The sequence below is a fragment of the Pseudomonas sp. StFLB209 genome (genome assembly GCF_000829415.1).
Classification (GTDB): Bacteria; Pseudomonadota; Gammaproteobacteria; order Pseudomonadales; family Pseudomonadaceae; genus Aquipseudomonas.
This window is the reverse complement of sequence record NZ_AP014637.1, coordinates 5,695,118-5,714,108: the sequence shown is the minus strand read 5'-3', so window position 1 is coordinate 5,714,108 and position 18,991 is coordinate 5,695,118. Positions and strand designations below refer to the sequence as shown.

Sequence of the window (18,991 nt, the reverse complement as noted above, 5' to 3'; positions counted from 1 at the left end):
GAATCAGCGAACGGTATCAGAAAGTTACTTCCTGCGCGTCGTTGTAATCGCAATCGGGGCCAATTGCGCCGTATTTCTGTCAATCATCGACTCAGGCAAGGTTTGATGCGCCGCTCAGATTTTGAGGTTCGCATCCATTTGATGAGTATTTACTTGTATACGACAGCTGCATATCTACCTGCGACCGTATTGGCCGCTTCGTTCAATCCGCTAACCTCATGTTTTACAAGGATAACGCCGCTGGAAAAATGTATTTCTTATGGGTTTAATGTGTCTACATAAAGAATACAATTCGTTGACGGGCCTCTTGCTGCATGCCAGTCTCTTGTGACGTGATGTCCGGGGCCATCATTTACCCGGCTTGCCGGCAAGACTGCGACTTCGCTGTGCTGTTTATCGAAGTCAGCGACTGCCTGCCGATGTGTGGCGTCGGCACCATTGGCCTGGTGACTTCGGCACTGGAGGCGGGGCTGGTCACGCCGCAGGTGCCAGGCCAGTTGAGCATTGAGACGCCGACCGGGTCGATATCCGCTACACCCGCGAAGGTCACCAGCGTAAAGATGCTGAGTGTCGCCAGCTACCTGCATGCCCAAGACGTGGTCGTGGACGTCGAGGGGCTCGGTCGCTTGAGTGCCGACATCGCCTATGGCGGCAACTATTACGCAGTGGTCGAGCCTCAGGCGACGTGGGCCGGTCTGGACGGCATGCCGACCAAACGCATCGTTGAACTGAGCCAGAGCCTGCGCAGCGCTCTGGCACAGTTGCCTGAACCGGTGCACCCGGAGGATTCGCGCATTCGCGGTGTTCATCATGGGATCTGGTGCGACCAACTGCCGACTCCTGACATCGATGGTCGTTGCGCGGTGTTCTATGGTGACCAGGCCATCGAACCCGCTGTCACCGGTTGGGCCAAGGGCATTGTTCATAACACCATTTTTGTTGATGACAACGACCCGCTGGCGCATGGCTTGCTGATATAAATATACAGTCGCCGCCCGGGTTGGGCCGGGCGGTCTTGCAACCTCTAAGGCACAAGATTGAAGAAGACCGAACCCGATCAACTGCTGATCAAGATGCCATCACTGCGTGCGGTGCGGTCTTTTGTAGCAGCGGCCAAGTGCCTGAGTTTCACCCGTGCTGCCGATTCATTGTGCGTAACGCCTGCGGCCATCAGCCGACAGATCAAGGAACTCGAAGATGCGCTGGGCACCGAGCTGTTCAACCGTTCTGGCCGCGCGGTGGAACTGACCACCGCCGGCACGCTGTTTTTCAACGTGGCGCAGTTGTCGTTCATGAACATCGCCCAGGCCGCCGAGCGGTTGCGCGAGCAGGATTACCAGCGCCCAAGCCTGACCATCTGCTGCTCGCCCGGCACCGCTAACCTGTGGCTGGCGCCGCGCCTGGCGCATTTCTCCAGCTTGTACCCGGACATCGAATTGAGCGTGGTCGCGACCCATGATTTTCATCGTCTGGAAGCCGATGTGCGACCGGATGCGTTTATCACCCAGTCGGCGCGGATTCGCGAAGGGTATGTCAGCACCCGGTTGTTCGGCGAATTGATCTACCCGGTGTGCAGCCCCGGCTATTTCAGCCAGTTGCCCCAGAACATGAGCCTTGAAGGGCTGCGCGACCTGGCACTGCTCAATCTCAGCCCCTACGGCCGACCCTCGCTGGCCGAATATGTTGACTGGAAAATCTGGTTCGCCCTGCAGGGCGTGACCTTGGACGGGCGTTCGCTCAGTGCACCCGGCATTGTCAAGGCCAACGACTACAGCATGCTGATCCAGATGGCCCTGCGCGACCAAGGGCTGGCGCTGGGCTGGCACCATCTGGTCAGCGATCTGATCAGGCAAGGCCAATTGGTGCGCCTGGTGGGCTTCGACGTGGTCCAGCCGCAGACCTTTCACTACCTGGCCATTCGCGAAGAGATTGCCGAGGAACCGGTGGTGAGCGAGTTCAGGAAGTGGGTGTTGAGCCAGTCCTGAGCCTCATATTGGCTGGCATATAAGGCAGGACGATCTACGCTGGAAAACGGAACCCTGATCGGTGCTATCACCCTGACACTGTGTGGTTCGTGTGTCCTGCGGTCTGCCGGGGTGTAACGGATTTCGACAGAGTCAGTGGCGGTCGTTTGAGCGGCAGGGATAGCGGGGCGGGCGATGAAGACGAATTCTCTGACAGGGCTTGGTGGCTGGATGGCGCTGGTGCTGCTGGCCGGTTTAATGGTCAGCTACCTGGCCAGTTACCAGCAGGGCAAGGCAATCGACCGGCACGTCCAGGATGCGCTTAGGGATGCCGGGGAGGGCATCGGCGACAGTCTGCAAGCACGGTTGAGGGTCTATGAGTATCGGCTGCGCGGTCTGCGCGGCGCCATTCACATGCTTGACCTGAGCTATATCAGTATTAGTCAGATGAGCCGTTACAGTCAGGGGCGCAATATCGAGAAAGAGTATCCCGGTGCGCGTGGCTTTGGTTTCATCCGCCGGGTAGCGATTGCTGATGAGGCTGATTTCCTGCGGCGGGTCAGGTCTGACGGCAAGCCTGAGTTCACGTTGAGTCGGCTCAGTGTCAATCAGGGCGATCGCTACATTATCCAGTTCATCGACCCGCCGGCGCGTAATGCTCAGGCCGTGGGTCTGGATATCGCCTCGGAGCCGCGCCGCCGCGAAGCGGCCGTCCAGGCCATGCGCAGCGGTGCGGCAACCCTGTCTGCGCCGATCACCCTGCAGCAGAGCAGCGAAGAGCGTTTGCGGGCGTTCCTGTTTTTGCTGCCAGTCTACAACACCCCGGAAACCCCGACCGACACCACACAACGAGAGACCAACCTGATCGGCTGGACTTATGCGCCGTTGACCATGCTTGAGGTGATGTCCAGTCTGGACCCGGCCAACCACCGCTTGCATCTGCGGCTTTATGACGTCAGTGATACCCGGCAACTGATCTACCAGACCCCGGAAAACGGCCCTGACCCGGAAGTTCTTCATGTGCACACCTTCGAGCGCGAAATTTATGGCCGGATTTGGCGCATGGAAGTCGGCGCCCATCCGCAGTTCGTCGAAGCTTTGGATCCAGTGTCGCCCAGCCGGGTGTTTGTCATTGGCGTGCTGGCCAGCCTGTTGCTGACCACGATGGTCGGCACCTTGCTGTTGTCGCGCCAGCGTCAGCAGGAGGTGATTGCCGGTCAGGCCCGGCTGGCAACCATCGTTGAAAACTCCAGTGACGCTATCATCGGTGAAGCCCTGAACGGCCGAATCATTACCTGGAACCGCGCCGCTGAGCAGATGTTCGGCTATGCCGAACATGAGGTGCTGGGCCGTCCGCTGGCTCCTTTGCTGGTGCCGTTGCAGCGGATTCATGAGGATGAGCAACTGCTGGAGCGAGTGGCACGTGGCGAGCGTGGTCCAACCCTGGAAACCCAGCGTCTGCATAAAGACAGTCGACTGATTGATGTGACTATTACCGGCAGCCTGATCCGCGAGGCTGATGGTTCCATTCTGGGGGCGGCAAAGATGATGCACGACATCACCGACCGCAAGCGGGTCGAGCGCTACCTGATGGAGTTCAATGCGCAACTCGAACAACAGGTCAGTGAGCGCACTGCCGAGCTGTCCAGAGTTGCCGGGCTGCTGCAGGCGGTGCTTGATGCATCATCGGAGGTGTCGATCATCGCCACGGACACTGACGGACAGATCGTGGTCTTCAACCGCGGTGCCGAAATACTGCTGGGTTACAGTCATGCCGAAATGGTCAGGCGCAAGACGCCGATGGATTTTCACCTGCCCGAAGAAGTCGATCTGCGCTCTGCCGAACTGAGCCGCGAGTATGGCATCCCCATCGAAGGTATCGACGTATTTTGCTACAAGGCGGCACTGGAGGGCGCCGAAACCCGGCAGTGGACCTACGTGCGCAAGGATGCCTCACGGGTGCCGATATCGATGGTTATCACACCGATCCGCACCACCGATGGTGAGCTTATCGGCCACCTTGGGATTGCTCAGGACATTACCGAACGGCTACGTCACAGCGCTGACATGCAGGCGGCCAAAGCCAGTGCCGAGGCTGCCAATGCCGCCAAGAGCCTGTTCCTGGCGAACATGAGCCACGAAATCCGTACGCCCATGAATGCCGTGATCGGCATCGCTCATCTCTTGCAGAACTCCTCCTTGAACGAGCAGCAGCGACAACTGCTGACCAAGTTGCAGATCGCCGGTCGGACCTTGTTGGGGATCATCAACGACATCCTCGATATCGCCAAAATCGAAGCCGGCGAGATGCGTCTGGAAAACAAGCCATTCAGTCCTCGGCAACTGCTTGCTGAGCTAGGCGAATTGTTTGCCGCACAGGCCCAGCAAAAAGGCCTGCGTTTTGCCGTCAATGGTGCGATGCAGATGCCCGATCTGCTGATCGGTGATGCCCTGCGGGTCAATCAGATCCTTATGAACCTGGTGGGCAACGCATTGAAGTTCACCACCGAGGGCGGTGTTGAGGTGAGTGTCAGTCACCAGGAACAAAGCGCCGAGCGCTGCTGGTTGCGCTTCTCTGTGCAGGACTCCGGTTGCGGTATTGCTGCCGAGGTGCTCGACCGGCTGTTTTCGCCGTTCACCCAGGCTGATGCCTCCACCACCCGGCGGTTTGGCGGCACCGGGCTGGGGCTGTCGGTAGTGCGTGGGCTGGTAGACCAGATGGGTGGGCAGTTGGGGGTTCGCAGCGAACCGGGCATGGGCAGTGATTTTTGGGTAGCGTTGCCTTTTCAGTTGTGTCCTGGCGAACTGGAGCCTTCTGCGCTGGGTAGCAGCCTTGAAGTACTGGTGCTCAGCGATGAGTCAGGCGTGCCGAACCTGCAGCGTCTGTGCCGTGGTCTGGGCTGGCGGGTGGCCAACTGTGCTGATCTGCAGGCACTGTGTCTGATCGTGCAGGAGCGCCAGCAAACCGGTAGTCCGCTGCCCGACCTCTTGCTGGTGGACTGGCAGCGTCCGGCGCTGCAAGACCTGCACCGCTTGCGCGAGGTCACCCGGTTGCCGGTCATTCTGGTGACCGGTCCGGTAGAAGGAGTCCAGCCATCATGGCCGGTCGACAATGTGCTGTTCAAGCCGCTCGACAGTTCGGCATTGTTCAATGCAGTCAATGCCTGTATTGCCCGCTATCACGGCAGTACCGAGCGGGTCCTGCACACTACGCGCCTGGATACTGCCATGACCCGCTGGCTGAGCGGTCTGCACCTGCTGTTGGTGGATGACAGCGAAATCAATCTGGAGGTAGCCAGCCTGTTGCTGCAACAGCAAGGGGCGAGCGTGCAGACCTGTGCCACGGGTTTGCAGGCTCTGGAGCGGCTGCGGCAGGCGCCTGCGCTGTTTGATGCGGTACTGATGGATGTGCAAATGCCGGAAATGGATGGCTATGAAGCCACGCGCCGGTTACGCACCGAACTGGGCCTGACCCTTTTGCCGGTGCTGGCCCTGACCGCCGGGGCACTGGCCGAGGAACGCCGCCAGGCAGAACTGGCCGGCATGGATGATTTCCTTACCAAGCCGCTTGAACCCACGGCACTGATCCGGGCGATCCGCAGGGCGGTCGAGCGGGTACGTGGATCGCCTCTGGCGGTCAGCAACATCGCGTCGACCCAGGCACTGGATGCTGAGGACTGGCCGCTGATCGAAGGTATTGATGTACGTGAGGCCGCCGGCCGGTTTGGTCACGACAAAGCGTTGTACCTGTCGTCACTGCGGCGGTTTTTTTCAGAATTTGGCACCTTTGCCGAGGCGGATGCGGTGGTACGACGTACAGACTTGCCATGTGACCCATTGATCGCGGAGCTGCACAAGCTGCGCGGTGTCGCCAGCCTGTTGGGCGCCCAGGCGCTGGCGCAACTGGCCGGGCAGGCCGAGACCATGTTGTGCAATGGCGGTGATGCCAGGCAGACGCTGGGTAAATTGAGCGAAGCATTCGTCGCCCTACAGCAACAGGCTGCCAGCATACAGGCCTCAACTGCTCCAGTGCCTTGTGCCGATACTGATCCGACGACGGCTCGTCAGGCTCTTGCGAGCCTGCACCGGCTGCTGGAAAACCATGACATTGATGCGCTTAACCATTTTGCACTGGCCGCGCCAGCGCTTCAGGCGGCTGCCGGCCAGGTACTGGTCGAGCAGCTTTGGCAGGCCATTGAAGGGCTGGAGTTCGAGCGCGCCTTACAACTGCTCGAACGCGCCGATTTATGAACGGAGAACCGTGCGCGATGCAACCGATACCCAGCTTGTTGATTGTCGATGATGATATTTCCGCTATCCGCGTGCTGAGCAAGATCCTGCATGGCCTGGGGCAAATCCGCTTTGCCACCGGCGGTACCCAAGCGTTGAAGATGATTCAGCAGATGCGCCCGGACCTGATCTTGCTCGACGCTGAAATGCCTGATCTGGGCGGCTTTGAAGTGTGTGAGGCGATCAAGGCCGACCCGCTGCTCAAGGATGTGCCGGTCATTTTCATCACCAGCCACACCGAGGCCCGCGTGGAGGAGGCCGGATTGGCGCTGGGCGCGGTAGACTTCATTGGCAAGCCGGTGCAGCCGGCGATTGTCACTGCCCGGGTCAAGACCCACCTGCGCCTGAAAATAGCCATCGACCAGCTCAGCCTGCTGGCTCAGACCGATGGCCTGACCGGCCTGGCCAATCGCCGTTTCCTGGACCAGAACATCGAGCGTGAGTGGTCGCGCGCGCGGCGCAACCAAGAGGCTTTCTCGTTGTTAATGCTCGATATCGATTTCTTCAAGCGCTACAACGACTGTTATGGGCATCTGCAAGGCGATGAATGCCTGATCGCTGTGGCCCATGCCGTAAAGGCGTGCGTGCAGCGCTCTACCGATCTGGTTGCCCGTTATGGTGGCGAAGAGTTTGCCGTGCTTGTTCCAGGCACCGGAGCACAAGGCGCCTGCCAACTCGGCGAAGAGATAGTCCAGCATGTGCGGGCGCAAAACCGTCCGCATGAAACCAGCGATTACGGCCGGGTGACGGTTTCGGTGGGCGTGGCGAGCCTGGAGGCTGGTGCGCTGCCACACGCGCAGTCAGGCGCTACTGGCGCAAAAGGCGCCCCGGTGCTAGCCCAGGCACTGCTGGCCGAAGCCGACCGCGCGTTGTATCAGGCTAAACATGACGGCCGCAATTGCAGCCGCTTTGTGCCGATTCAGTTGGGCCTTTAGACGTTCCGGGCAGCGTGGTCTCAGGTGTGTGCTGTCGGCTGAGCAGCAGGCGCTAGGAGTGCACGCAATGGGTCACGAACTCACCACTCAACCCCGGCGATTCCACCGCATGAATCACTCCGCACTCCAGCGCCTGGTCGGGTTCGAGAATGCGCGGCGCGGCTGTCAGGTACTTTTCTGTTTCCAGGGCCTGTGCTGCCCCTTGAGTGCGTTCGGCGACAATGCGGCAATACAGGTGCATGTCGTGGTCCAGACTCATGGCGTATTCGGACATTCGCGAGTGGTCCACTGCGCCGTTGAGGTGCCAGTGAAAGGGATGGAACAGAAATTTGCTGTGCGGGCAGGCGGTGCGCCGTTCGCCGGCAAGAAAAATTACGTTGCCCATTGACTCGACCGTACCCAGATTATGGGTATGCACCGGCATCGGCAGGGTCAGTAAAAAGTTGTACAGGGTGAAGCCATAGCTGCATTCGCCGCCCATGGTGGCGATATTGAGAATCAGGCTGGAAGCTTGCTGTTGGGCTGCGAGTGAGGCCTTTTCGATGAGCTGGCCGCAGGTGGTGGAATTGACCGGGGCGGTGAAGTTGATCACGTGGGTCGCCATGTTCAGCACCTCTTGAACGCTGACGTAAACATAAGGCTTACAGACGGGGTAGGTATCTTGTATCGATACCGGGTGACTTAACTATAGCCGTCGATCGACAGACAAGCCTTTATGATTCACGGGCGTTATCGTGACGCGCGGATCAGCGCTTGATTGGTGCATTCTCAGGCAAAAAACGGCCTGCGTTGCCATCGCCTGCGTTTTTAGAGGCACCCTACAGGGGGCGGTGAGCCCCCTGCTGAAGCCTGGATTCAATCCAGATCGCTGGCCTGATGACGCTCTGGCAACTGGCTGGCTTCTTCACCCCAGGTCCGGTTGACCCGCTGGCCGCGTTGGACCGCCGGGCGCTGGGCGATAACTTCAGCCCAGCGCTGGACATGCGGGTACTCGTGTGCCGCGAGGAACTCTGCTGCCGAGTACAGATTGCCGCGCACCAGTTGACCGTACCATGGCCAGACCGCGATATCGGCAATGCTGTACTGCTCGCCCGCCAGGAAAGGGCTCTCGGCCAGGCGCCGATTCAGCACATCCAGCTGGCGCTTGGCTTCCATGGTGAAGCGATTGATCGGGTATTCGAGTTTTTCCGGTGCATAAGCGTAGAAATGCCCGAAGCCACCGCCCAGATAAGGCGCCGAGCCCATTTGCCAGAACAGCCAGTTCAGTGTCTCGGCGCGGCCGGCAGGATCGGCCGGAATGAAGTGGCCGAATTTTTCTGCCAGGTACAGCAGGATCGAGCCCGACTCGAACACCCGGATTGGCGGTTCGACACTGCGGTCGAGCAAGGCCGGGATCTTGGAGTTGGGATTGACCTCGACGAAGCCGCTGGAGAACTGCTCGCCCTGATTGATACGGATAAGCCAGGCGTCGTACTCGACCTCGTGGATGCCCAGCGCCAGCAGTTCTTCTAGCAGGATGGTGACCTTGACACCATTGGGCGTGGCCAGCGAGTACAGCTGGAGCGGATGCTGGCCGACCGGCAGGGCCTTGTCGTGGGTCGGGCCGGCCACCGGACGGTTGATATTGGCGAACTCGCCGCCGGACGGGGCTTCGTGGGTCCATACCTTGGGCGGAACGTATGCAGCCTGGGTCATGCGGATAACCTCCTGGAGCGATGCGGCGCCCTTTGCCGGGCGCAAAACCAAAATGTTCAGGGTCAGGATCAAACCGTATGGCGGTCTGGACAGACGCGCATCATGACCCAGATCCCCGCCCGATTGCAGGCCCAATTGGCGATGCAGATGTTAAGGCAGACGACCCAAGGCAGCCGGCTATGTCTTGTTGAAATGAATAATTCGTTGCGCCTGACCTGTATACAGGCTGAATACAATTTCGTCGACAATGCTGTTCCGCCGAGCTCATCTGCCTGTAAAAACAACGCGCTCAAAGAGACCGATCGATGACCCGCCATTGTGCACCGGCGTTACGGGCCGGCGAGCAGGGCAGGGGCTTTGCCGTGGTTGCCGACGAGGTGCGCAGCCTGGCCACTCACTCGCAGGGGCTGACCGGCAAGATGCACAACACCATCGAGCGGTTGCGCCTGGAAGTCGACAACGCGGCGCAGCGTATGCAAGCCATCCATGTCAGCGCCGAAGACGTCATGTGCGAAGTACGCCTGGCTGTCGGGGCATTCGAAGCAATCACCCAAGGCATGGGCGAGACCGTCCAGCACAACGTGCAGATCGCTACTGCAGCCGCATAGCAGACCAGCGTGGTCGAGAGCGTCGAGCGCAACACCCGGCAGATTCGTACCTTGAGTGCATCGACCGCCGAATCTGCCGGTCATATGGTCACCGCCAGCAACGAAGTGGCCGAGTCATCGCGTGAGCTGCACCGGTTGGTCGGAGCGTTCGGTATGTAACCCGGCCTCTTCAGCGCGACTCCCGAACCTGGCCTTTACTGTCTGCAAGCTGTCTGGCTGCGAGGCCGGGAGTAAACTCGTCTTGCTGGATGCGACGGATGAAATCATAATGCAAATCAATCTTATCTACCTTGCCGGTCGTTGCAGGTCGTTGATTTGTCAGGCGATCACCGTGCAAGCCGTCTTGGCCCTGTTGTCCGGAGGTGCTGTACATGCGAAAACGCGACACTCGATGGAGCCGCCTGTCAGCCCATTTAGCGGGCACGTTGCTGGCCTTAAGCTGCAGCGTTACGGCCTTTGCTCAAGATCCGGCGCAAGAAAAATTCAAGGTGGTCACCACCTTCACGGTGATCGCCGACATGGCGCGCAATGTCGCCGGTGATGCCGCTACGGTCGAGTCGATCACCAAGCCCGGTGCCGAGATCCACAACTATTCGCCAACCCCTGGCGACCTGCGTCGGGCTCAGGGCGCGCAGTTGATTCTGTGGAACGGCCTGAATCTTGAGTTGTGGTTCCAGAAGTTTTTCCAGAACCTCAAGGATGTGCCCAGTGTGACGGTTTCCGACGGCGTGCAGCCGATGAGCATCGGTGAAGGGCCTTACACCGGCAAGCCCAACCCCCATGCCTGGATGTCCTCGGCCAATGCGCAGATCTACGTCGATAACATCCGCGATGCGCTGGTCAAATACGACCCGGCCAATGCCGACACCTATCGTCGCAATGCCGAGACTTACAAGGCCAGCATTCAGGCCACGGTCGCGCCGCTGCACGCCCAGCTTGAGCAGATTGCCCCGCAGCAGCGCTGGCTGGTCACCAGCGAAGGCGCGTTCTCCTATCTGGCTCGCGATCTGGGCCTCAAAGAGCTGTACCTGTGGCCGATCAACGCCGACCAACAGGGCACGCCGCAGCAAGTGCGCAAGGTCATCGATCAGGTCAAGGCGCAGCAGATCCCGGCGGTGTTCAGTGAGAGCACTGTGTCGGACAAACCGGCTCGCCAGGTTGCCCGCGAGACCGGGGCGCATTACGGTGGAGTGCTTTATGTTGATTCGCTCAGTGAGCCTGATGGCCCGGTGCCGACGTATCTCGATCTGCTGCGCGTGACCACCGACACCCTGACCAAAGGCCTGCAGGCCGGGCTGAGCCATGACTGAATCGACCGCCGTAGCGGACCTGGCCCTGCAGCACTGGGGTATTGAGGTGACCGATGTCACGGTCACCTATCGCAATGGACACACGGCACTACACGATGCCAGCTTTCGCATTCCGGCTGGCACCATCGCCGCATTGGTCGGCGTCAATGGTGCTGGCAAGTCCACTTTGTTCAAGGCCTTGATGGGTTTTGTCAGGCTGGCCAAGGGCGAGATCCGGGTCATGGGGCTGCCGGTGGCTCAGGTGCTCAAGCGCAATATGGTGGCTTATGTGCCGCAGGCCGAGGAGGTCGACTGGACCTTTCCGGTGCTGGTCGAAGATGTGGTGATGATGGGCCGCTACGGCCACATGGGCATGCTGCGCATCCCGCGCAAGGCTGATCGGCTGGCCGTCGAAGCAGCACTGGCGCGGGTCGACATGACCAGTCTGGCCAAGCGCCAGATCGGCGAGTTGTCCGGTGGCCAGAAAAAACGCGTGTTCCTTGCCCGTGCGCTGGCTCAGGACAGCAAGGTGATCCTGCTCGACGAACCGTTCACCGGCGTGGACGTCAAGACTGAAGACCAGATCATCACGCTGTTGCGTGAGCTGCGTGACGAAGGCCGGGTGATGCTGGTCTCTACCCACAACCTGGGCTCGGTGCCTGAGTTCTGCGACCGCACCGTGCTGGTCAAGAACACGGTACTGGCCTACGGCCTGACCGAAGAGGTGTTTGTTCAGGACAATCTGGAACAGGCGTTCGGTGGTGTATTACGCCACTTCATGATCAACCCGGCGGTGGGCGATCCGGGGCATCGGGTCGGCATCTTCACCGATGACGAACGGCCGCTGGTGATTCGCGATGGCATCGCCACCCGCCGTGAACCGCGAGAGCCGCAGTCGTGATTGCCGGGCTGCTGGAACCCTTCGCCTATGAGTACATGCGCAACGCTATGTGGGTCGCGGCGCTGGTCGGCGGTGTCTGTGCGTTTCTGTCCTGTTACCTGATGCTGCGCGGCTGGTCGCTGATCGGCGATGCGCTGTCGCACTCGATCGTGCCCGGTGTGGCCGGTGCCTACATGATCGGTCTGCCGTTCTCGATCGGCGCGTTCTTCGCTGGCGGCCTGGCCGCAGCAGTGATGCTGTTTCTCAACCAGCGCAGCAAGCTCAAGGAAGATGTGATCATCGGCCTGATCTTCACCTCGTTCTTCGGCCTGGGCCTGTTCATGGTCTCGCTGTCGCCCACTTCCGTGAACATCCAGACCATCGTGCAGGGCAATATTCTGGCGATTACGCCGGGCGATACGGTGCAACTGGTGTTGATTGGCATGATCTCGCTGGTGATTCTCACCGCCAAGTGGAAAGACCTGATGGTCACCTTTTTCGATGAAAACCACGCCCGCTCGATTGGCCTGAACCCGACCCTGCTCAAGGGCATCTTCTTCACCCTGTTGTCAGCCTGCACGGTGGCGGCATTGCAGACCGTGGGGGCGTTTCTGGTGATCTGCATGGTCATCACCCCCGGCGCCACGGCCTACCTGCTGACCGACCGCTTCGAGCGGCTGCTGATCATTGCGGTGAGCATCGGTGCGCTGACCAGCTTTGCCGGTGCCTATCTGAGCTACTTTGTCGACGGTGCCACCGGCGGGATCATCGTGGTGCTGCAGACCGTGATCTTCCTCTGCGCCTTTTTCCTCGCCCCCAAACACGGCATGCTGGCGGCGCGGCGACGCGGCAAGGCGGCTCTGGACGTGCAGCCATGAGCCTGCTGGAAACCTTGCTCAGCCCCTTTGAGTTCGACTTCATGGTCAACGCACTGATCGTTGCGGTGCTGGTCTCGCTGCCGATGGCGCTGCTGTCGTGCTTCATGGTCCTGCGCGGTTGGGCGTTGATGGGCGATGCGGTGTCCCACGCAGTGTTTCCGGGGGTGGTGATCGCCTACATCATCAATATTCCCTACGCCGTGGGCGCCTTCGTGGCAGGGATGTTCTGCGCCATCAGTTCGGGCTTTCTCAAGGACAACAGCCGCATCAAACAGGACACGGTGATGGGCGTGGTGTACTCCGGGATGTTCGGTCTGGGGCTGGTGCTGTATGTGAAGATCGAATCGGCTGTGCATCTGGACCACATCCTGTTCGGCGACATTCTCGGGGTAGGGTTGGACGACATCCTCGGCTCAGCGTTGATCGCCGCGTTGACCCTGCTGGTCATCGGCCTGAAATGGAAAGACCTGCTGCTGCATGCTTTTGACCCGGCACACGCCCAGGCGGTGGGCCTGCGGGTGCGCTGGCTGCATTATGGACTGCTGAGTCTGATATCCCTGACCATCGTCGGTGCGCTCAAGGCGGCGGGGATCATCCTTGCGATCGCCTTGCTGATCGCGCCAGGGGCGATTGCCTTGCTGTTGACCCGGACCTTCAAGGCCATGCTGCTGGTGTCCATGCTGATTTCACTATTGGCGGCGTTCTTCGGGGTGTACCTGGCGTTCTTCCTCGACAGCGCCCCGGCGCCGACCATCGTGATGTTCTATACCGTGCTGTTTATCGGCGCGTTTATCCGGGTCAGCGTGCAGCAGCGTTTCGTTACGACTGAACACTCAAGCAACTGAAGTTTCTTCAGTTGCTGTTGCCGTTGCCTTTGATCTTTGAGTAGAGATGGCACAGACGACGCAAATCGCGACTTGGGCGCTGGCCGAGGGTAGGCGTCGATTCGGGGGCGAAACCGGCAGCCCAGACAACCGCGACAATGACCCATGCACAAAACGCAAGACCAATTCGCGGCTAAAGCCGCTCCTACGGCGGTGAGTCATCTACTATTGACTCGACCGTTCATCGGTGGTCAGATGCCGCCCAGTTTCAGGTGTCCCATGCCGCCGTGCATGGGGTGAAACGGGAAGCCGGTGCGTCACTCAGATGACCAGTCCGGCGCTGCCCCCGCAACGGTAGGCGAGCGAAACCTTCTATATACCACTGTGCTACAGCCTCACAGGCTGCATGGGAAGGTGAAGGTTTCATGATCCTCGCAAGCCCGGAGACCGGCCTGCAACTTCAGTTTGGCAACCCCGCGGTGGGCGGGCGCAGGCCGGTATTCGGGTGCGTCTGCGTGCCTGATTGCCTATGCGTTATTCCCCTCCGGGTTCATCTTTCCTCATCGAGTTGGAATAGCATGTCCCGTTTTTCTCCATTGCAGTTCAGCCTGCTGGCGCTCTCGCCGGTGGTCCTTTCTCCTGTAGCCCTGGCCGAGCAACCCGGCAGCCTGGCCTTGCCGGCAACCACAGTTCAAGAGCAGGCCGATCAGCCGCAAACCGCCCTGAGCACCCCGTTGCCCAGCGCTTCGCGGCTCAACCTGACGCCACTGCAAACGCCGGCCAGCGCCACCCGCATCGACAGCACTGCCATCGAGCAGCGCAACAATCAGAGCGTGCAGGACGCGGTGACCCGTGCGCCGGGGATTACCAGCATTGCCGCACCGGGCAACGGCAACACCGCGCTGTCGGCGCGCGGTTTTACCGGGCACGAATCGGTAATGACCCTGTTTGACGGCTCACGCTTCTACACCGGCATGGGCACCCAGACCTTTCCGGTGGACACCTGGATGGTCGAGCACATTGATGTACTGCGTGGCCCGGCATCGGTGCTGTATGGCGAAGGTGCGACCGGGGCGACGGTCAATATCGTGCCGAAGAAACCGTTCGAAGGCGAAATTCGCAACCGCCTGCGCCTGGGTTATGGCTCATACGATCGTCAGCAGGCGGCACTGGACAGTGGCGGCTCGTTGAGCGACAGCCTGAGCTATCGCCTGACCCTCAACCAGCAACAGAGCAATGGCTGGGTCGATCACGGCGATTCGCGCAGCAATGCGCTAAGCCTGGCCGTGCGCTGGCAGGCCAGCGATGACCTGAGCTTTACCCTGGCCCATGATCGCGGCAACAGCGAGCCTTCGTCGTACTTCGGCACGCCATTGATCGACGGCCACTACCGCGACAGCCTGCGCGACGAGAACTACAACCTGCGTAACGCCGTGCAGCGTTACGACGATCAATGGACACGCCTGACCACCGACTGGACGCTCAGCGACTCAATCAGCGCCAGCAATCAGCTGTACTACGTCAAGAGCCGCCGTCACTGGCGCAATGCTGAAATCTACAGCTGGGACAGTACACGCGGCCAACTGCTGCGCGGCGACTACCTGGAAATCAAGCACGACCAGGAACAGATCGGCGACCGCCAGAGCTTTACCTTCAAGCACTCGCTGTTCGGCCTGGACAGCCAGACCGTGGTGGGCGCCGAGTACAACAAGATCCGCTTTGAGCTCGATAACAACTCGCCGTACAACGATGTTGGCGGCGACTACATCGACCCATGGCAAGCGGCTGACGGCTATTTCCAGAGCAACTCGCCGTTCCGGCCGCTGGCCAACACCGTCACCCACACCTTCGCCCTGTTTGCCGAAAACCGCCTGCAACTGTCCGAGCGCTGGTCGCTGGTTACCGGCATCCGCCGCGACCAGAACCACATCAATCGCGACGACATGCGCGCCGGCACCCGCAGCGACCGTAGCCTCGATGGCGGCAACTGGCGTGCCGGGCTGGTGTTCGCAGTCACCGACCAACTGTCGTTGTACGGCCAGTACTCGACCAGTGAGGACGGCATCAGCAACCTGATCAGCCTCAACCCGACCCAGCAGCAGATGGACCTGACCGAGGCGAAACAGACTGAGTTCGGCCTCAAGCAGCAGTTCTGGGACGGGCAGGGTGAATGGACCCTGGCGGCCTACCACATCGTCAAGAAGAAGCTGTTGTCGGTCGATCCGCTGACCCGCCTCAGCCAGCAGGTCGGCCAGCAGACCTCCAATGGCCTGGAAGCCAGCCTCGACCTGAGCCTGGCGCAGGGCTGGCAGGTCTCGGCCAACGCCTCGGTGGTACGCGCCAGATACGATGATTTTGACGAAGTTTCCAACGGCCAGAGCGTATCGCGGGCTGGCAACCGTCCCACCGACGTGCCACGGCGCAGCGCCAACCTGTGGCTGAACAAGGCGGTCAGTGACGATGTGGACGTCGGGATCGGTCTGCGCTACGTCGACGCCCGTTATGCCAATACCGCCAATACCACTCAGGTGCCGGGCTACACGGTGGTGGATGCCAACCTTGGCTGGCAGATATTGTCGGACGTGCGTCTGGGGCTGCAACTGTATAACCTGCTGGATCGCCGCTACGTGGTGACCGGGCAGAACAGCGGTCAGCAATGGCTGATGGGCCAGCCTCGCTCGTTGTTTGTCAGTGCTGACTACCGTTTCTGACCGCCATTGGCGCTGGTGGCCCACCGCCGGCGCCCCGACTGGAATCCTTTATGGCGCATCTGAACATCCAGCAACTTGAATGGGCGCGCGCCGCAGGCTTCGCCTTGCACGACATTGACCTGCAGGTCGGTGAGCACGAGTTCGTCGGCCTGATCGGTCCCAACGGCAGCGGCAAGACCAGCCTGTTGCGCTGCGCCTGGCGCTTCAGCCAGCCGGATGCCGGCCAGGTGCTGCTTGACGGCCAGAATCTCTGGCAGCAGACCCAGCGCTGGAGCGCCCGGCGCATCGCGGTGATGCAGCAGGAGTTCCCGGAGGATTTCGGCCTCAGCGTGCAGGATGTGGTGGCCATGGGGCGAGCGCCGCACAAAGGCTTGTTACAGGGTGACAACGTCGAGGACCTGGCGCTGATCGACCAGGCCCTGCAACGCAGCGGCATGCAGCTGCATGCAACGCGCACCTTTGCCAGCCTGTCCGGTGGTGAAAAGCAGCGGGTGCTGCTGGCCCGCGCGCTGGTGCAACAGCCACAACTGCTGATTCTCGACGAGCCGACCAACCACCTCGACCCACGCTATCAACTGGAGCTGCTGCAGTTGCTGCGCCGCCTGCGGCTCAGCACCCTGGCCAGCTTTCATGACCTGAACCTGGCCGCAGCCTTCTGTGATCGCCTCTACGTGCTGCATGACGGCCAACTGGCGGCCAGCGGCACGCCTGCGCAAGTGCTGACCCCGCAATTGCTGCGCGAAGTGTTCGGTGTCCAAGCCCTGGTCGACAGTCACCCGCTGGCTGACCACCCGCGTATTACCTGGATAACCCAAGCATGATTCGTATCCTGTTGTTACTTACCCTGGCCGTCAGCCATGCGGCTCAGGCCAGTGAATACCCGTTGACCGTGCGCAGTTGCGAGCGCGAGGTCACCTTCGAGCGCGCGCCGCAGCGTGCCGTCAGTCATGACGTGAACATGACCGACATGCTGCTGGCACTGGGCCTGCGAGAGCGGATGGTCGGCTACACCGGCATCAGCGGCTGGAAAACCCTCGACCTGTCGCTGCGCGAGCAGCTCGCTGGGCTGCCCGAACTGGCCGCCCGTTACCCGTCGCCGGAGAACCTGCTCGAAGCGGGTGCCGACCTGTTCTTTGCTGGCTGGAATTACGGCATGCGCATCAACGGCCCGGTCACCCCGCAAAGCCTGGCGCCGTTTGGTATCCCGGTTTATGAACTCAGCGAATCCTGCTCGTTTGTCATGCAGCAGCGCGAGGCTCGCTTCGAAGACCTGTACCGCGACCTGAGCAACCTGGGGAAAATCTTTTCCGTCCAAGACCGCGCGCAACAATTGATCGGGCAGATGCAACAGCGCCTGCAACAGGTCCATCAGCGTGTGGCCGCGCAAGCACAGCGGCCACGGGTGTTTCTCTACGATAGCGGTGAAGACCGGCCACTGACCTCCGGACGACTGGGCATGCCGCAAGCGCTGATCGACAGCGCCGGTGGCCACAATGTCATGGATGAGCTGGCCGCCAGCTGGACCAGCGTCAACTGGGAAAGCGTGGTGGAGCGCGATCCACAACTGATCGTCATCGTTGATTACGGCCCCATCGGTTGGCAGGCCAAACGCGACTTCCTGCTGCGTCACCCGGCGCTGCAAAGTGTCGAGGCGATTCGCAAACAGCGTTTTGTCGTGCTCAGCTACCTGCAAGCCACGCCTTCACTGCACAACGCCGAAGCGGTAGAGAAACTCGCCGCCGCGCTGTATCCGCAGCTGTTCAGCCAGAGCACGCAGTGAAGCCGATAATCGGACAGATTGCCTATCGTGCCCTGATTCTCGGGCTGCTGGCGCTGCTCACGCTGTCTTGCGTACTGGCGCTTGGTTTCGGTTCGGCCAGCCTGTCGCCGACCCAGGTCGGCGGCATCGTCCTGGATCAACTGGGCTTTTCGGTAAACGGCAACTGGAGCCAGGGACAACAGCAGATCGTCTGGCTGATCCGCGCTCCACGGGTATTGCTCGGCGCGCTGGTCGGCGCCGGGCTGGCGATGGTCGGCAGTGCCCTGCAAGCGGTCACCCGCAACCCGCTGGCCGACCCGCATCTGTTGGGCGTCAGCTCCGGCGCGGCGTTAGGGGCGGTGGTGGTGGTGATGTACCTGGGACGCTTTGCCGGTGACCTGAGCCTGCCACTGGCCGCTTTTATCGGCGCGCTGGGCAGCATGCTGCTGGTGCTGAACCTGGCCAACCGCCAAGGCCGGCTGGCCAGCGACCGGTTGCTGCTGGCCGGGGTGGCGGTGTCGTTTGTCTTGATGGCGCTGGTCAATCTGTTGCTGTACATCGGCGACCCGCACGCGGCCGGTTCGGTGATGTTCTGGATGCTCGGCGGCCTGGGCCTGGCACGTTGGGAGCTGCTGGCGGTACCGGCGATATGCGTCCTGGCGGGGTTTGTGCTTCTGTTGACCCTCGCCCGGCCGCTCAATGCCCTGATGAGCGGTGAACAAACCGCAGTCAGTCTCGGCTACGACACACGCAAAGTGCGCTGGCAGGTATTTGTCTGCTGCTCGTTACTGACCGGTGTGCTGGTCTCGCAAGCCGGCGCGATCGGCTTCGTCGGTCTGATGCTGCCGCACCTGGCGCGCTACCTGGTCGGTGCCGAACACCGCCGGCTGATTCCCGTCAGTGCCTTGCTGGGCGCCTTGTTCCTGGTCTGGGTCGACGTCGCCGCACGCACATTGATCGCCCCCCAAGACCTGCCGATCGGCATCGCCACCGCAGCGTTGGGCGGCATATTTTTCGTGGTGTTATTGCGCAGGGGCTAAAGCCTGCCGGTGTTCCGGTTGCCAACGAAGACGGCGGCGCGTTCACGGCAGATGTAGTGTTGTTACTGGCCTTTTCGTCGGAGTGCCGTCCAGACCAAGGTCACTCCCATCGGGGGTA

General features: G+C 60.9%; 17 protein-coding genes, 1 pseudogene and 1 riboswitch. Of the genes and pseudogenes, 15 read left to right on the top strand and 3 right to left on the bottom strand.

The features are described 5' to 3' along the window. Nucleotides 1–314 precede the first annotated feature (314 nt). The 4 genes from PSCI_RS25430 (at nucleotide 315) to PSCI_RS25415 (ending at nucleotide 7,189) form a co-directional block, all read left to right on the top strand. Nucleotides 315–980, top strand: coding sequence for a proline racemase family protein (locus PSCI_RS25430; protein WP_045492334.1), 666 nt, complete (start codon nucleotides 315–317; stop codon nucleotides 978–980). Between the two features lie 57 nt (nucleotides 981–1,037). After that, on the top strand, nucleotides 1,038–1,985 hold the full coding sequence (locus PSCI_RS25425) for a LysR substrate-binding domain-containing protein (RefSeq protein WP_231906511.1): 948 nt from the start codon (nucleotides 1,038–1,040) through the stop codon (nucleotides 1,983–1,985). Between the two features lie 174 nt (nucleotides 1,986–2,159). Then, on the top strand, nucleotides 2,160–6,215 hold the full coding sequence (locus PSCI_RS25420; protein ID WP_173426703.1) for a CHASE domain-containing protein: 4,056 nt from the start codon (nucleotides 2,160–2,162) through the stop codon (nucleotides 6,213–6,215). A 17-nt stretch (nucleotides 6,216–6,232) separates the two neighbouring features. Further along, nucleotides 6,233–7,189: a GGDEF domain-containing response regulator gene (locus PSCI_RS25415; RefSeq protein WP_045492332.1), complete on the top strand. Its 957-nt coding sequence runs from the start codon at nucleotides 6,233–6,235 to the stop codon at nucleotides 7,187–7,189. A gap of 52 nt (nucleotides 7,190–7,241) precedes the next feature. On the opposite strand, the gene PSCI_RS25410 is transcribed toward PSCI_RS25415, so the two are convergent. After that, the gene (locus PSCI_RS25410; RefSeq protein WP_045492330.1) at nucleotides 7,242–7,793 is read right to left on the bottom strand and encodes an ATP-dependent Clp protease proteolytic subunit; all 552 of its coding nucleotides are present in this window, start codon (nucleotides 7,791–7,793) and stop codon (nucleotides 7,242–7,244) included. Between the two features lie 251 nt (nucleotides 7,794–8,044). Further along, complete coding sequence (gene yghU, locus PSCI_RS25405) at nucleotides 8,045–8,884, bottom strand: glutathione-dependent disulfide-bond oxidoreductase (RefSeq protein ID WP_045492329.1); 840 nt, start codon at nucleotides 8,882–8,884, stop codon at nucleotides 8,045–8,047. Nucleotides 8,885–8,986: 102 nt separating this feature from the next. On the opposite strand from yghU, the gene PSCI_RS25400 reads away from it, so the two are divergent. From PSCI_RS25400 to PSCI_RS29470, 3 genes and pseudogenes are all read left to right on the top strand, one after another. Further along, nucleotides 8,987–9,193: a hypothetical protein gene (locus PSCI_RS25400; protein WP_045492327.1), complete on the top strand. Its 207-nt coding sequence runs from the start codon at nucleotides 8,987–8,989 to the stop codon at nucleotides 9,191–9,193. A gap of 17 nt (nucleotides 9,194–9,210) precedes the next feature. Then, nucleotides 9,211–9,492: pseudogene (locus tag PSCI_RS25395) on the top strand (methyl-accepting chemotaxis protein); the annotation flags it as partial. Between the two features lie 9 nt (nucleotides 9,493–9,501). Further along, entirely contained in the window at nucleotides 9,502–9,651 is a 150-nt protein-coding gene (locus PSCI_RS29470; protein ID WP_158497598.1) for a hypothetical protein, read from the top strand. A gap of 10 nt (nucleotides 9,652–9,661) precedes the next feature. On the opposite strand, the gene PSCI_RS25390 is transcribed toward PSCI_RS29470, so the two are convergent. Then, nucleotides 9,662–9,865, bottom strand: a complete 204-nt coding sequence (locus PSCI_RS25390) for a hypothetical protein (RefSeq protein WP_045492323.1) — start codon at nucleotides 9,863–9,865, stop codon at nucleotides 9,662–9,664. On the opposite strand from PSCI_RS25390, the gene PSCI_RS25385 reads away from it, so the two are divergent. The 8 genes from PSCI_RS25385 to PSCI_RS25350 all read left to right on the top strand — a co-directional run bounded on the left by PSCI_RS25385 (nucleotide 9,864) and on the right by PSCI_RS25350 (nucleotide 18,873). Continuing rightward, nucleotides 9,864–10,802, top strand: coding sequence for a metal ABC transporter substrate-binding protein (locus PSCI_RS25385; RefSeq protein WP_045492321.1), 939 nt, complete (start codon nucleotides 9,864–9,866; stop codon nucleotides 10,800–10,802). The genes PSCI_RS25390 and PSCI_RS25385 overlap by 2 nt on opposite strands. Then, nucleotides 10,795–11,682: a manganese/iron ABC transporter ATP-binding protein gene (locus tag PSCI_RS25380; RefSeq protein WP_045492319.1), complete on the top strand. Its 888-nt coding sequence runs from the start codon at nucleotides 10,795–10,797 to the stop codon at nucleotides 11,680–11,682. The genes PSCI_RS25385 and PSCI_RS25380 overlap by 8 nt, the downstream gene beginning before the upstream one ends. After that, entirely contained in the window at nucleotides 11,679–12,539 is an 861-nt protein-coding gene (locus PSCI_RS25375) for a metal ABC transporter permease (RefSeq protein WP_045492317.1), read from the top strand. The genes PSCI_RS25380 and PSCI_RS25375 overlap by 4 nt, the downstream gene beginning before the upstream one ends. Next, the gene (locus PSCI_RS25370) at nucleotides 12,536–13,384 is read left to right on the top strand and encodes a metal ABC transporter permease (protein WP_045492315.1); all 849 of its coding nucleotides are present in this window, start codon (nucleotides 12,536–12,538) and stop codon (nucleotides 13,382–13,384) included. Before PSCI_RS25375 ends, PSCI_RS25370 begins: the two co-directional genes overlap by 4 nt. A gap of 232 nt (nucleotides 13,385–13,616) precedes the next feature. Further along, a riboswitch (cobalamin riboswitch) is annotated at nucleotides 13,617–13,833 on the top strand. 108 nt (nucleotides 13,834–13,941) lie between these two features. Further along, nucleotides 13,942–16,074 carry a TonB-dependent receptor gene (locus PSCI_RS25365; protein ID WP_045492313.1) on the top strand — a complete coding sequence of 711 codons (2,133 nt, stop codon included), beginning with the start codon at nucleotides 13,942–13,944 and terminating at the stop codon, nucleotides 16,072–16,074. Between the two features lie 50 nt (nucleotides 16,075–16,124). Beyond that, nucleotides 16,125–16,895, top strand: coding sequence for an ABC transporter ATP-binding protein (locus PSCI_RS25360; protein ID WP_045492312.1), 771 nt, complete (start codon nucleotides 16,125–16,127; stop codon nucleotides 16,893–16,895). Next, the gene (locus PSCI_RS25355; protein ID WP_045492310.1) at nucleotides 16,892–17,854 is read left to right on the top strand and encodes an ABC transporter substrate-binding protein; all 963 of its coding nucleotides are present in this window, start codon (nucleotides 16,892–16,894) and stop codon (nucleotides 17,852–17,854) included. Before PSCI_RS25360 ends, PSCI_RS25355 begins: the two co-directional genes overlap by 4 nt. Continuing rightward, complete coding sequence (locus PSCI_RS25350) at nucleotides 17,851–18,873, top strand: FecCD family ABC transporter permease (RefSeq protein ID WP_231906509.1); 1,023 nt, start codon at nucleotides 17,851–17,853, stop codon at nucleotides 18,871–18,873. The genes PSCI_RS25355 and PSCI_RS25350 overlap by 4 nt, the downstream gene beginning before the upstream one ends. Nucleotides 18,874–18,991 lie beyond the last annotated feature (118 nt).

What these genes read in the sequence shown, in the direction of transcription:
- yghU (WP_045492329.1), bottom strand. Translation starts at nt 8,884, where the DNA reads ATGACCCAGGCTGCATACGTTCCGCCCAAGGTATGGACCCACGAAGCC.
- PSCI_RS25370 (WP_045492315.1), top strand. Translation starts at nt 12,536, where the DNA reads ATGAGCCTGCTGGAAACCTTGCTCAGCCCCTTTGAGTTCGACTTCATG.
- PSCI_RS25360 (WP_045492312.1), top strand. Translation starts at nt 16,125, where the DNA reads ATGGCGCATCTGAACATCCAGCAACTTGAATGGGCGCGCGCCGCAGGC.
- PSCI_RS25415 (WP_045492332.1), top strand. Translation starts at nt 6,233, where the DNA reads ATGCAACCGATACCCAGCTTGTTGATTGTCGATGATGATATTTCCGCT.
- PSCI_RS25385 (WP_045492321.1), top strand. Translation starts at nt 9,864, where the DNA reads ATGCGAAAACGCGACACTCGATGGAGCCGCCTGTCAGCCCATTTAGCG.
- PSCI_RS25420 (WP_173426703.1), top strand. Translation starts at nt 2,160, where the DNA reads ATGAAGACGAATTCTCTGACAGGGCTTGGTGGCTGGATGGCGCTGGTG.
- PSCI_RS25410 (WP_045492330.1), bottom strand. Translation starts at nt 7,793, where the DNA reads ATGGCGACCCACGTGATCAACTTCACCGCCCCGGTCAATTCCACCACC.
- PSCI_RS25380 (WP_045492319.1), top strand. Translation starts at nt 10,795, where the DNA reads ATGACTGAATCGACCGCCGTAGCGGACCTGGCCCTGCAGCACTGGGGT.
- PSCI_RS25365 (WP_045492313.1), top strand. Translation starts at nt 13,942, where the DNA reads ATGTCCCGTTTTTCTCCATTGCAGTTCAGCCTGCTGGCGCTCTCGCCG.
- PSCI_RS25400 (WP_045492327.1), top strand. Translation starts at nt 8,987, where the DNA reads ATGACCCAGATCCCCGCCCGATTGCAGGCCCAATTGGCGATGCAGATG.
- PSCI_RS25355 (WP_045492310.1), top strand. Translation starts at nt 16,892, where the DNA reads ATGATTCGTATCCTGTTGTTACTTACCCTGGCCGTCAGCCATGCGGCT.
- PSCI_RS25390 (WP_045492323.1), bottom strand. Translation starts at nt 9,865, where the DNA reads ATGTACAGCACCTCCGGACAACAGGGCCAAGACGGCTTGCACGGTGAT.
- PSCI_RS25430 (WP_045492334.1), top strand. Translation starts at nt 315, where the DNA reads ATGCCAGTCTCTTGTGACGTGATGTCCGGGGCCATCATTTACCCGGCT.